General features: G+C 58.5%; 11 protein-coding genes and 2 pseudogenes. 9 read left to right on the forward strand and 4 right to left on the reverse strand.

Annotated features, from left to right (window positions below; translation table 11 throughout):
* Both VEB01_RS21095 and VEB01_RS21100 read left to right on the forward strand, forming a co-directional pair.
* Positions 1-136 (forward strand): annotated as a pseudogene (locus VEB01_RS21095) (IS630 family transposase); the annotation flags it as partial.
* 29 nt (positions 137-165) lie between these two features.
* Positions 166-1,449 carry a tetratricopeptide repeat protein gene (locus VEB01_RS21100; protein WP_324878970.1) on the forward strand — a complete coding sequence of 428 codons (1,284 nt, stop codon included), beginning with the start codon at positions 166-168 and terminating at the stop codon, positions 1,447-1,449.
* Positions 1,450-1,584: 135 nt separating this feature from the next.
* Here VEB01_RS21100 and VEB01_RS21105 read toward each other — a convergent pair whose 3' ends face one another.
* Positions 1,585-2,610, reverse strand: coding sequence for a class I fructose-bisphosphate aldolase (locus VEB01_RS21105; RefSeq protein WP_324878971.1), 1,026 nt, complete (start codon positions 2,608-2,610; stop codon positions 1,585-1,587).
* 204 nt (positions 2,611-2,814) lie between these two features.
* On the opposite strand from VEB01_RS21105, the gene VEB01_RS21110 reads away from it, so the two are divergent.
* From VEB01_RS21110 to VEB01_RS21120, 3 genes are all read left to right on the forward strand, one after another.
* Positions 2,815-3,249, forward strand: coding sequence for a GlcG/HbpS family heme-binding protein (locus tag VEB01_RS21110; protein WP_324878972.1), 435 nt, complete (start codon positions 2,815-2,817; stop codon positions 3,247-3,249).
* Positions 3,250-3,272: 23 nt separating this feature from the next.
* Positions 3,273-4,154, forward strand: coding sequence for an SRPBCC family protein (locus VEB01_RS21115; protein WP_324878974.1), 882 nt, complete (start codon positions 3,273-3,275; stop codon positions 4,152-4,154).
* 68 nt (positions 4,155-4,222) lie between these two features.
* On the forward strand, positions 4,223-5,392 hold the full coding sequence (locus VEB01_RS21120) for a zinc-dependent alcohol dehydrogenase (RefSeq protein ID WP_324878976.1): 1,170 nt from the start codon (positions 4,223-4,225) through the stop codon (positions 5,390-5,392).
* Between the two features lie 264 nt (positions 5,393-5,656).
* On the opposite strand, the gene VEB01_RS21125 is transcribed toward VEB01_RS21120, so the two are convergent.
* Positions 5,657-6,268, reverse strand: a complete 612-nt coding sequence (locus VEB01_RS21125) for a CHRD domain-containing protein (RefSeq protein WP_324878978.1) — start codon at positions 6,266-6,268, stop codon at positions 5,657-5,659.
* Positions 6,269-6,487: 219 nt separating this feature from the next.
* Complete coding sequence (locus VEB01_RS21130; protein ID WP_324878980.1) at positions 6,488-8,599, reverse strand: glycosyl hydrolase family 57; 2,112 nt, start codon at positions 8,597-8,599, stop codon at positions 6,488-6,490.
* Positions 8,600-8,942: 343 nt separating this feature from the next.
* On the opposite strand from VEB01_RS21130, the gene VEB01_RS21135 reads away from it, so the two are divergent.
* The 4 genes from VEB01_RS21135 to VEB01_RS21150 all read left to right on the forward strand — a co-directional run bounded on the left by VEB01_RS21135 (position 8,943) and on the right by VEB01_RS21150 (position 11,725).
* Positions 8,943-9,746: a hypothetical protein gene (locus tag VEB01_RS21135; RefSeq protein ID WP_324878982.1), complete on the forward strand. Its 804-nt coding sequence runs from the start codon at positions 8,943-8,945 to the stop codon at positions 9,744-9,746.
* A gap of 236 nt (positions 9,747-9,982) precedes the next feature.
* Positions 9,983-10,546, forward strand: a complete 564-nt coding sequence (locus VEB01_RS21140) for a CHRD domain-containing protein (RefSeq protein WP_324878984.1) — start codon at positions 9,983-9,985, stop codon at positions 10,544-10,546.
* Between the two features lie 325 nt (positions 10,547-10,871).
* A complete protein-coding gene (locus VEB01_RS21145) occupies positions 10,872-11,036 on the forward strand; it encodes a DUF1328 domain-containing protein (protein ID WP_324878986.1) in 165 nt (54 codons plus the stop codon).
* Positions 11,037-11,377: 341 nt separating this feature from the next.
* Positions 11,378-11,725, forward strand: coding sequence for a hypothetical protein (locus VEB01_RS21150; protein ID WP_324878988.1), 348 nt, complete (start codon positions 11,378-11,380; stop codon positions 11,723-11,725).
* A 96-nt stretch (positions 11,726-11,821) separates the two neighbouring features.
* Here the strand turns inward: VEB01_RS21150 and VEB01_RS21155 are convergent.
* A pseudogene (locus VEB01_RS21155) lies at positions 11,822-11,950 on the reverse strand (IS630-like element ISCARN102 family transposase); the annotation flags it as partial.

Below are 11,950 nucleotides of genomic sequence, written 5' to 3' on the forward strand. Positions count from 1 at the left end.
TCTGGTCAACAAGATCGACCACTTCATCTCCCATTACAACCAGTCCTGCCGACCCTTCGTCTGGACCGCCACGGCGGATTCCATCCTGGCCAAACTTCAACGATTATGTCAGCGAATTAATGGGACAGGACACTAGTTACTCTGCAAAAAACTGCCGAAAAGGACGTGACGAAAGAGATTTACGCCACTTTCGCCTTCGAGACATTCATGGAATCCAAGCCAAATCACGAATCCATTTTGCATCAGTGGATGGAGGCGCGTCCCCAATTGTATGCGGCGCGGCTTGCGGCTGGAGAATATTTCTATAGGCTCGGCACGGTCGAGCGAGGAGGCAAATGGGCCGATGAGACTTCTCCCGAACAGTTCAAGCAAATGGATATCGCTTTCGAGCAGGCGGTCCGCCACGTCAAAGCGGCGCTATCCCTGCATCCCACGCTAATCGAAGGCTATTACGTATTGGCAAAAATAGCGATGTTCCATGGTGATGATGGTACGGAACAGGCATTCATCCAACAGGCTCTGAAAATAGCGCCGGCGAGTTTTCGCATCCGGCGGGGCCACATGCAGGCGCTGCTGCCACGATGGGGAGGCTCATACGAAGCAATGGAGCGTTTCGCCACGGAATCCCAAGCTTATGCCGCCCAAAACCCGCGACTCAAGATTCTACAAGGACTTACGGCCTGGGACCTTGGGAAGGTCGCGGTTAGCCGAAAAGACTACGGGACGGCCGTGCAACTCTTTTCAAAGGCCTTGGCCACGGGTGAATACTCCCAGTTTTTCGCGGACCGCGCCGATGCCTACCGCAGGATGAACGACTCCGCCAAAGCCCTCGCGGATGCCAACGCCTCGCTCGATCTTTATCCGCAAGTTCCCGAAGTGCTCGGCGACCGTGCGCGGGCGCTTATTGACCTAGGCCGCATCGAGGAAGCCACCGCCGATATGGAATTAGCCTTAAAACTCGATCCAGGGGAGAAAAGCTTGAAGAGCGTTCGCAAGTGGGTCGCGGAAAAATTCACATCCGATGCTTACGAAGCGCAAAAACGCAGTCATTACGACGAAGCGATTGCACTCTTCGGCAAGGCGTTGAATATCGATCCCGAACGGCATGAGACCTATTATTGGCGTGGGCGGACCTATGCCCAAAAGGGCAAGCCGGATATGGCACAGAGCGATCTCGAAGAGGCCATCCGCTTGAACCCGCATTATTTCGAGGCTCATCAATCCCTGGATTGGGTGTTCGCCCAGACCCAACGATGGGACGATATCATCGCTCTCTGGGATCGATTCCTGCGTGAGGAGCCAGACAACGCCAATGCTTACCTGGAACGGGCCGGTGCTTTTCGACACAAGGGAGATATGCCCGCGGCCGTGAATGACCTCAAGACAGCTTGCCGCCTCGGAAACGGAAACGCTTGCCAATACCTTGAGCGGGCAGCCGTTCGGCCGTAAGCTTCGGGATAACCCGAAATCCCGAGCCCTAAAGCCGGGAACGCTGATGCTGATTTCGGCCTACTTGTCTCTGGTAAAAGGTGACGATTTCCCTTAGTCATAACACCGGCTGAGCTCGTCGGCCAGTGAATATCTCTACGCCGCCTGCTCCATTCCGGGATCGTATTTCCCCTGCGCCGCGGCCCCGTTCAGGCGTGCGCGTTGAATGAGGGATTGCCGGGCCGCGGTCTCGTTTTCCGCCCGGCCGCGCCAAAGCGCCATCGGCGAGGCCTGCAAGGCCCGGCTGAACGAGAAGGTGAGCGTCCACGGCGTTTTCATGGCCTGGGCCTTGGCATTGATCGCGTTGAGATTGGCAGTCGCCGCCGTGTCGCTCTGGCCGCCGGATAGGAAAGCGATGCCGGGGACCGCCACCGGCACGGTCCGCCTGAGACTGGTCAGCGTCATGTCCGCGACTTCGTCGGGCGACGCCTGCCGGGGACAATCCGTTCCGGAGAGCACCATGTTCGGCTTCAAGATCATGTGCTTGAACCCGATGCGGTAACGCCCGAGCGCGTCGAAAACCTCGTGCAGGGTCGCTTCGGTCGCCCGCCGGCAGGTTTCGATGTCATGAGCGCCGTCCATAAGCACTTCGGGTTCCACGATGGGCACTAGTCCGTGTACCTGGCAGAGTCCGGCGTAACGGGCCAGAGCCTCGGCATTCGCGCGCAAACACTGGGACGTCGGGATACCTTCGCCGATGGCGATCACCGCGCGCCATTTAGCGAACCGCGCTCCCAACCGGTGATATTCGTCGAGCCGGCCGCCGAGTCCGTCGAGCCCCTGGGTAAACCGCTCGCTGGGGAAGAACGGCAGGTCCACCAAGCCCTTGTCCACTTTGATGCCGGGAATGATCCCTTTGGCGGCGAGGAGTTCCGGGATAGGCGTGCCGTCGGAAGCTGTCTGGCGGATCGTCTCGTCGAACAGAATCACGCCGCTGATGTATTTTTCCAGGTCCGGCGCGGTGAAGAGCATCTCGCGATACTCCCGACGCGACTCCTCGGTGCATTCGACGCCGACATTCTTGAACCGCTTTTCGATCGTGCCGCTACTCTCGTCGGCGGCGAGCAGCCCCTTGCCCGGCGCGACCATGCGCGCGGCTATTTGCGCCAGTTCATTGGACATAAATCCTCCTTTTTCCTCTTCGAAATTCATGTATGGCCAAATCCGGAAATGCCGATGATCGGCCGCACACGAAACCTTAGACCGAATCCAGGACAGCGGGTGCGATTATGCGGCCTTTGTGCCGCAAACTTCCGGGGCTACAAGCGCAACGCGCCAGGTTTCGGATTGTCGAACAGGTTTAACGGATCGACGGAGGGAATGGCCATGCATGTCAGCTATGACGAAGCGCAACGCGCCGTCGCCGCGGCACTGAAAAAAGCCCAGGAGATCGGCAACCGGAGTTGTATCGCGGTCGTGGATTCGGGCGCCACCTTGAAAGCGTTCGCCCGGATGGACGACGCCTGGGTCGGCAGTATCGATATCGCGATCCGAAAAGCCAGGACCGCCTGTTTCTTCGGTATGCCGACCGGCGAAATCGGCAAAATGTCGCAGCCCGGAGGGTCTTTGTACGGGATCGAGGTCTCCAACGAGGGCTTGATCACGTTTCCCGGCGGACTCCCGATCGTAAATGCGGACGGGGTTCTGATCGGGGCGATCGGGGCGAGCGGCAGCACGGTCGAGGACGATCACAAGGTTGCGAAAGCGGGGTGCGAAGTGATCGGAGTATCCGATCTGCCGGAACATCCCTGGCGCACCTGAGTTGGATAAAGGAGCGGAACGCTATGGACGAGAAGCAAATGGCGAAGAGTCTGGGCTGGTTCAGTATCGGTTTGGGCCTCTTCGAACTCGCGGCACCGAAGAAAGTCGCCGATATGGTCGGCCTGGACGGTCGCCACGGCATCGTACAACTGTTCGGACTGCGCGAAATCGCGACCGGGATCGGCATCCTCGCGCAACCCGGAAATCCCAATTGGCTCCAGGCGCGGGTGGCGGGCGATGCGCTGGATCTGGCTTTGCTCGGATCGGCTTTGGGCGAGGAAAATCCAAAACGCGGCAGAGCGGCGGCGGCCATGGCGGCCGTAGCCGGCGTGACGGCCCTAGACATCATCGGCAGCGAGCAGCTGAGCCGGAGCGCCGGAATGGCGCATGGCGGCATCCATGTCAAAGAAAGCATCACGATCAACCGCTCGCCCGAGGACATCTATCGGTTCTGGCATGATTTCGAAGGTCTGCCGCGCATCATGAACCATCTCGAATCCGTGCGGGAGATCGGACCGCGGCGTTCTCATTGGGTCGCGAAGGCGCCGGCCGGAATGCATGTCGAGTGGGATTCGGAAGTGGTCGACGACCGGCCGAACGAGTTGATCGCCTGGCGCTCGCTCGAAGGCGCGGATGTGGACAACGCCGGATCGGTGCGGTTCGAGCGTGCGCCGGGCGGACGCGGCACGGTGGTCAAGGTGGAGATGGATTACCGGCCGCCGGGCGGCATCATCGGCGCCAAGATCGCGAAATTGTTCGGCGAAGCGCCCGAGAAGCAGATTCCGGTGGACTTGCACCGGCTCAAGCAGGCCATGGAAACCGGCGAAGTGGCGACGACCGAAGGGCAGCCCGCCGGGCGGGCCCGCAGCCTGTCGACGAAGTACGACGAAATCATCCAAACCTAATACCGAACTCCGCTGCCCGTCTTTTGCCGACGTTCAGCGGCCCATCGAGTCGGACAAGGAACACTGTCATGAAAGCGAATTGTTGGTACGGCAAAAACGACCTTCGGGTGGAGCAGGTGCCCGATCCGGAAATCCTCAACCCGCGCGATGCGATTGTAAAAATCACGTCGACCGCGATTTGCGGCTCCGATTTGCACCTTTACGACGGCTTCATCCCCACCATGGAAAAAGGCGACATCCTCGGCCACGAATTCATGGGCGAAGTCGTCGATGTGGGGCGCGGCGTGAACAACCTCAAGGTCGGCGACCGCGTGGTGGTTCCATTCCCCATCTCGTGCGGGAATTGTTTTTTCTGTCAGAAAAAGATGTTTTCGCTGTGCGAGAACTCCAACCCGAACGCCGTGATGGCTGAAAAGCTATGGGGCCATTCGCCCGCGGGGATCTTCGGCTATTCGCACCTCACCGGCGGGTATGCCGGCGGGCAGGCCGAATATGCTCGGGTGCCTTTCGCCGACGTCGGCCCAATCAAGATCGAGAACGGCTTTACCGACGAGCAGGTCCTGTTTCTTTCGGACATCTTCCCGACCGCCTACATGGCGGCGGAAGCCTGCGACATCCAGCCCGGCGACACCGTGGCCGTCTGGGGCTGCGGCCCGGTGGGCCAGCTCACCATCAAGAGCGCCTATCTGCTCGGCGCCGAGCGGGTGATCGCGATCGACCGGTTCCCCGACCGGCTTCGCATGGCGCGAGAACAAGGCGGGGCGGAGACGCTCAATTACGAGGAGGTCGATGTCTACGACTCGCTCATGGACATGACCGGAGGCCGAGGACCGGACGCCTGTATCGACGCCGTCGGCATGGAGGCGCACGGACACGGCGCTCAATACGCCTATGACCGCGCCAAGCAGGCGACGATGCTGGAGACCGACCGGCCCATCGTCCTGCGCGAAGCCATCATGGCCTGCCGCAACGGCGGCACGGTCTCGGTTCCCGGCGTCTACGGCGGATTTATCGACAAGTTTCCCATGGGTTCCGTCATGAACCGGTCGCTGACCATCAAGACCGGGCAAACCCATGTGCAACGCTATATGTCGCCGCTGCTCGAGAAAATCCGGAACGGGGAAATCGACCCGAGCTTCATCGTCACGCACCAGATGCGGCTCAACGATGCGCCCGAAGGCTACGAAATGTTCAAGCATAAGCAGGACGAATGCATCAAGGTAGTGCTGAAGCCGTAACGCGACTGTGACATGCAAGATCGCTTTTCTGGCTTCAACATAAAGGCTTCAAAAAATAAAGGCCTGCTTTTCGGCAGGCCTTTTTCAAATATGAGTTCAAATTGAGGGGCAGTTTCCGCGCTGGCCGATGATCAATTAAGTCGTCAGGTTATTGTGAGCCTTACACTCGAATTGACCTGCCAACCAAGTCCGATGGATGCGGTCTTTGCCGACAAGCGATCGCTCTTCACGTCGCCCCGCTCGACCATTTTACCCTCCGCCTGGCTACGGAGTCGGTTGTCCACCCGGCGGTTGTCCACCCGGCGGTTGTTCACCCGGCGGTTGTTCACCCACGGTGATGGACATGAGCTGCCCGCGAATTTCCCCTGGGGGATTTTGAACCGAGTGCACATTCACATAGATATTTCCGGCCTGAATGGCCTGAATCAACTCGGCCATGGTGGTGATCGGGGTCCCGATCGTGGCCGAGCAGGCCGTCTGCTCACTAGCCATTTGGTCCGCCTCTTGAATGATATTGGCCTCCGACGCGGTTGCTCTGAGCTCGAGTGGTGCGGCCACGCCGCCTCTGATCATTCCCAACAAGTCGACGACTATCGGACCGGCTTGCCCCGGCGGAGCGCAGTGCAAATGCGCCATGGTCAGCCTTGTCCCGTCTTCGGTGTCGACTTGTTGCAATTGCTGCACGCTGAGGTGGTAAGTTAATTGCGTCGCGTCCTGATTGAGCGTAAAGATGCCTACACCCCGGAGCATGGACTCGACTGGGGGAACCTCGTCCTGGCCCGTCATATTGGCGACAAAGGGTCCCTCCTGGCTATAGACAGCGCCGGAAAATAAACCGGCTAACAAAATCGATATCGCTTTTTTGCGCATGATCATATCCCTATCCTCCGTGTAAATCCTTTGCTCCCCGTGGCACACCACTTGGAGAACGATTACAACTATGCCTACATAAGAAAACTCGGATTAACGGATCTGCCCTTTTAACCTTTAGTGATTCGATGCCGCTACAGGCGATTCCGTTCCGATACGATTTTTCCCAACTAGGCAACGCGCTATTTCTTTTTAGGAAACAATTAGATGGGGGATATGAATACTTTAGGCCAGACCGACGCGCTCCAGGGTGCCCTGGGCGATATTTCCGGCACAGTCTTCCGCTTCGATGTAATAACGAACGTCGCCGGCTCCGACGGGCAAATCCGCGGTGTAATAGCCGGCGGTGACGGCTGCTCCGGTCTCGCACGGGTAAGGGCCGTGATCCCGCATCGGCAGGGTGGTTTCCCCGTTAGCGGCGCGGAGGACCAGATCGACGCGCTTGATGCCGGAGACATCGAACACGAAGGTGTGCGCGGTGCCCTGGCGCGGGGCGTCCACCAAACAGCCCTGCCCCCACCGTTTGCCACCCGGATTTTCGGGCGTTACCCACGGGGCGAAGATGGTCGGTCCCGTTCGATCCCGACCGGCGGCGATTAACTGCTCGACCGCCGATTTCACCAACCCATAACCCCGATTGGCGGCATTCGTGACTTGCCGATCCCAAACCTCCTGTCCGGTCCAATACCAGTAACAACTGGTTTCAGCGGTCAAGAGCAGCCGCATCGTCTCGGCGAGCTGAGGGTGTCCGGGTTCGCTGTCTTCCAAAGTGTGGATGATGTTCTGGAAAGCCGTCAGCACCGCCCAGGAGTTGAGGTCCGGCGAATAGGGCTGGTCGTAACGGCTGAACCACTTCATGAACTGCGGATCGCCGTTGTCGGCACCGCTCCACGAGCCGGGCTCGATGTACACGGCGTGGGCCGGGTCGGGCGGGAACTGCTGCAAATAGTCGTCGATGGTAGTCAGCTCGAAGCGTGGGTCCTCGCGGAGCCAGCGCACCAGTTGCCCGGTATTATGCTTGTAATAGCTATCGGCGCCGCCGCCGTGATTGTCGCCATCGGAGTGCAGCAGAAAAAAGGGCGGGTGCGCGGGATCGTAACCGCCAGTTTCGACGATGCGGTCGTACACTTGGCCCAGCACGTCGGGATATTGCAGCGCGCCGAACCCGCCGCGGGCATCCTCGTTTCCGATGTAGCGTTCGGCCGGAACGGCGATGAGCTTGTAGGTATGACCGTCCGCGTCCTCGTAAGCGACATATTCCGGCCGAAGGAGCGATGGCGAGATCTTGGAGCCCGCCCAGATGTTGCGGAGTTGCAGCCAGTCGTCCACAGGTGCATTGGCCTGGTCCGCGGGATTGGGCGGCAGCATGCCTTCGCCGATTCCGGCGTAAGGATAGTCCCGGCAGGCGCGGAAGCGGTGGATCGAGTCGTAAATAACCGCCGTAATGCCGGCTTCGATCAGGGCCGGGATCATCCGCACATGGAAGGCGGTTTCCGGCGGGAACAGCACGCGCGATGCGTCGACGCCGAATGCGTCGCGGACGATCTGCCGGTGCCAGGCGATCTGCCTGACGATGTCCCGCGCCGGAATCAACGGCATCAGCGGATGGAAAAAGCCGAAGGCGCTAAAGGCAACACGGGCATTCCCGAGCGCGGTTTTCGCGTCGGCCATCTCGCGGAGCGCTCCATTCCAATTCGAGAAGCGTCCCCCGCACAGGTTTTCGGACGCACACCGGCCGAGCTGCTCCATCAGCGAACCGCTCCAACTGGTCGACAGCCCCGCGTGCGGCAAACCGCCTTCGATGTACTGCCGAATCGCCGCGGGGATGAAATCGGTGTAGTTGCCAACCCGCGAGCCGAAGATATCATCCTTTTCTCCGTCCCAATAATTCCGGTCGGTGGTGTTGTAGTACGGCTGGTGCATGTGCTTATGGATGCCGAAATACACTTTGATTTCGGCGCCGCCGGCCATGGTGACGCGAACTTGCGGTTTCGCCGCGGGCGTAGAAGCCAGCCGCAGCGTGCGAAATTCTTTAATCCAGTCATCGCCGCCGGCCCTGGCGAGATCGGCCTTTCGGCAGCCCTCTACCTGAACGGCAATCTCTCCGGCCTCCAATAGTCCCGCGGGCACCGTGGCCACATAGGTCCCTTCGGCGCCCAATTGGATGCCATCTCCCTTGATAAGCTGCTGAGAATCCCGCCCGTGCAGAATGACTTGCGGGAAAGGAATTTCCCCGTCGGCGCTAAAGACGATCCGGAAGGCCGGATTCTTGCCTGAAGGCCCGCAGACGAGCGACACGGGACAATCGATCGCGACAAACCTGGAAAATACAACCATCAAGGATTCCTCTGTCTCGTGTGGCGAAACTGCCGAATGGCAAGGGCACGGTGTCGGAAAGCCGCAAACTGGTCTCGGCTAGAGCGGTTTCGGTTTAGATGTGGGGTGCGCTGTGCGCACAGCGCATCCTAGCCATACATCAACTCTGAAACCGCTCTAATCCGAATCCGTTCAAGGGAAGGAAAATGCATCGGTGAACCATAGGGCGGCTTTTCTAAACATCGGTGGGGGCGCCGATAGGCAACCAATCGAAAACACTGCGTTACATGCCGTTAATGACGTCGGGGCTGTTGTAAACTGTGCCGCCCGTTTTTTCAACGATACTTTTGCGTGAGGTTTATTCATGGCGAGCGGATTTATCCACCCTAGGCAGGCTTCTCCCGATGCGTGGCGAAACTGGATCAAGCAGGGGTTTGAACTGGTTTCCCGGAAATGGCCGGTATGGATCGCCGTGATGACCGCGTGCTGCCTCGTTACCGGCGCCGCAGGCGTCGCCGAGCCCATCGGAGAATATTTGACGCTCGCGATCGGGTTCAATCTCGCGGTGACGGTGGACCACGAATCGGACTGGGCCGGAATGAGCTCGCGATTTGGTTCGCTGTTCCACGATGCGGTCAAATTCGGGTTTCAGGTCGGCACGTTCGTCTTTCTAACGACTATTCCGCTGAATATGGCCATCACCTCCAGCAAGGCAGCCATGCCGACCCAAGCCATGGCCGATTCAGGCCGTCAGGAGATCGGTGCCGGGGCAACGAAGATTCAAGGCGGAAGCGATTTTTCAACACGGCTCGCAAAGGTGTACGAGGAAAGCGGAAACAACCTCATCGAGTGGGCAATGATCTTACCGGTCGGCCTCGGGTTTCTTTATCCCTTGCGAAGTCTCGGCGTAGGCTTTATTAGAGCGCTGACGTACGGACAACATGGCGCCGTGCTAAACCGAAACTCGGTCCTTCTCGTGGCCGTTTTCTCTTTTGCGAGCGTATTGGCCTTTATATCGCTTGGCCTGTACCCGCTCATTCCTATCGTCCACGGTTTCTGGATGGCCGTGAATTACGTGATGTTCAGAGATATCTTCCTAGGCATTTCGCAAAACCGCCGAATCAGCGCCAAGGCGGCGGATCGGCTCAAGATGGCAATCACGAGTTGATCCTGAACCAGGCTGGTCACTATGCCGCAAGCCTACTCAAACCGCGTCCGACTGATGGGTGGTTCCTAGCCGCCGCCGTAGTATCACGACCCGGATATGCCGCCAAGACGTGGCCAACCCTTCCGGGTCGTTCTCGATGCGCATCACCGCGCACAGGTCTCGCTTGACAACCGGGTATTTTTGAGTATAGCTTCCTGATTGCCCCTATGGACAACGTGTAACAGGAGGTTACTCTCATGAAACGGATTCACCTGTCCCTTCTTTTTGGCGGCGCGCTGGCGATGGTTCAGCCTGCGAACGCCGATCTTTACACAGCCTCGATGTCGGGCGTCAATGAAGTTCCGCCCAATACGTCTACGGCTACCGGCTTTACCTCCGTAACAGTGGAAGGCGATACCCTGGCCGTTCACGTCGACTGGGCCGGGCTTACCGGCGGTAATGCAACCGCCGCCCATATCCACTGCTGCAGTGATCCCGGGGCCAACGCCGGCATCGCGGTCGGGCTTCCGTCATTTCCAGCAGCCACGTCCGGGACCTACGAAAACACATTCGACTTAAGTGCGCCGAGCACCTACAGTGATGACTTTCTCAACGACGTCGGCGGGGGATCGGCGGAAGGCGCCGCCGCTGCGCTCATTGCCGCGCTGAACGCTACGAGAGCTTATTCCAACATCCATAATGCTGACTTCCCAGGCGGTGAGATTCGGGGGAATTTGGCGCCCATCCCGTTGCCGCCCGCGGTAATGCTGTTTACCACGGCGCTGCTCGGACTTCTGCCCTTGGCCCGTCGTTCCCGCTGACCGTTCAACGCGCCGGCGGGGCCGTCGCCGGCGCGCGTTAGCGCTGCCTGTCGGCATGAGCCACAGAACTTAACTCTAATGCAGTCGCTTGTGGCCACCACGTTTATCTTTTCAGGGCCAACGCCGGCTGTCCCACCCTTTTGTTTATTGTGATTCCCGAAAACGCGTGAAGCTCAGTCCGAAGGATTGAACCGCTGAAAGACGATTTCAGGTCATTCGCCACAACAAGATCGATTGAGTAAAGCGGGCGCTGCGCTTGTCTTATTTATTGTATCGACATCTCACCGGCCCGGTGAAATGTAAAACCAACCACGGAGGATATGCCATGATAGGTTGGGCAGTTACTTTTCTAGTCATCGCCATTATCGCCGCCCTTTTAGGGTTCAGCGGCATAGCCGGTACGGCGGTCAACATTGCTTGGATATTGTTCGTTGTCGGGCTTATCCTCGCGCTGGTCTTTTTTGTGATGGGCCGCCGCCCCCCTGTCTAAACAGGTACTTTGGCCGTTTCATCGGGCGGCGGATTTAGTAGCCGCTGCCTGCTGGCCGGTTGTTGTTCTGCTCACGATCTACTTGTCGGATAATACGCCCGCGAGGTGCGCTATAAGCCACAGCTAACCGTTGACGATCACACTCATCTCGTTCATCCGCATGGGTGCGGCATTTTATACGGCCGCAACAATCCTTCTAGTCCCACATAGCCGCTACATTCCTGCTAAACTGCCCCGTCCCTCGGCCTCGCTGAGCCCCTTAGCCTTTGGCGGATCCTGGCCGGTGTCCATCTCGAAAGATGGTGGATTTTGCTGTTTATTTGGTTTGAGGTATTGAGTGCATGTCCCTCGTAGAATGCAAAGAATGTGGCCATCGAAACTATGAAAAACTTTTCCAATGTCGAAAATGCGGTACTCCTACCCATTTCGGCGCCGAAAAGAAAAAATTGCAGCGTCTGGCTTTGGGCGCTGCCCTGATAGTCGGCGAGCTGATGCTCTTGAATAATCCAGCCAAGGAAGATCACTTCAAAAAAGCGATCGAATTCGATCGCATACCCAGTTCGTTTACAGTTGAGCACGATTTGGAACTCTACGACTATCACGACTATTACTTATTCTCGGCCCTGAGCGTTGGCCAAGAAGGACATAAGACACTGCTCACGTTCGGGTTTCTTTCAGTGGTGCTGTAGCTCGGCTGAGCGGCGTGTCCGCGCACCGATATATTTCGGTATCGTACGTGACGGCATCCGACGAGCACGCTGGTCCTTCGGCGGACTAGTGCTTCATCAAGGTTGAATTGAAGGGTAAAGATGCTTGAGCTTTATGCGCGCATTGTCGGTGGTGAAACGCCAATCGATTTTGGCGCGGACGGTATTCCGGCGGGTTTCCCAGGCAGCGACTTCGCGCGTCAGGTG

The sequence above is a fragment of the Methylocaldum sp. genome, from assembly GCF_035627495.1.
Classification (GTDB): domain Bacteria; phylum Pseudomonadota; class Gammaproteobacteria; order Methylococcales; family Methylococcaceae; genus Methylocaldum.

Excerpts from the sequence above, each read along its gene's own strand:
- VEB01_RS21105 (WP_324878971.1), bottom strand. The coding sequence starts at position 2,610 with ATGTCCAATGAACTGGCGCAAATAGCCGCGCGCATGGTCGCGCCGGGC.
- VEB01_RS21110 (WP_324878972.1), top strand. The coding sequence starts at position 2,815 with ATGCATGTCAGCTATGACGAAGCGCAACGCGCCGTCGCCGCGGCACTG.
- VEB01_RS21115 (WP_324878974.1), top strand. The coding sequence starts at position 3,273 with ATGGACGAGAAGCAAATGGCGAAGAGTCTGGGCTGGTTCAGTATCGGT.
- VEB01_RS21120 (WP_324878976.1), top strand. The coding sequence starts at position 4,223 with ATGAAAGCGAATTGTTGGTACGGCAAAAACGACCTTCGGGTGGAGCAG.
- VEB01_RS21125 (WP_324878978.1), bottom strand. The coding sequence starts at position 6,268 with ATGATCATGCGCAAAAAAGCGATATCGATTTTGTTAGCCGGTTTATTT.
- VEB01_RS21130 (WP_324878980.1), bottom strand. The coding sequence starts at position 8,599 with ATGGTTGTATTTTCCAGGTTTGTCGCGATCGATTGTCCCGTGTCGCTC.
- VEB01_RS21135 (WP_324878982.1), top strand. The coding sequence starts at position 8,943 with ATGGCGAGCGGATTTATCCACCCTAGGCAGGCTTCTCCCGATGCGTGG.
- VEB01_RS21140 (WP_324878984.1), top strand. The coding sequence starts at position 9,983 with ATGAAACGGATTCACCTGTCCCTTCTTTTTGGCGGCGCGCTGGCGATG.
- VEB01_RS21145 (WP_324878986.1), top strand. The coding sequence starts at position 10,872 with ATGATAGGTTGGGCAGTTACTTTTCTAGTCATCGCCATTATCGCCGCC.
- VEB01_RS21150 (WP_324878988.1), top strand. The coding sequence starts at position 11,378 with ATGTCCCTCGTAGAATGCAAAGAATGTGGCCATCGAAACTATGAAAAA.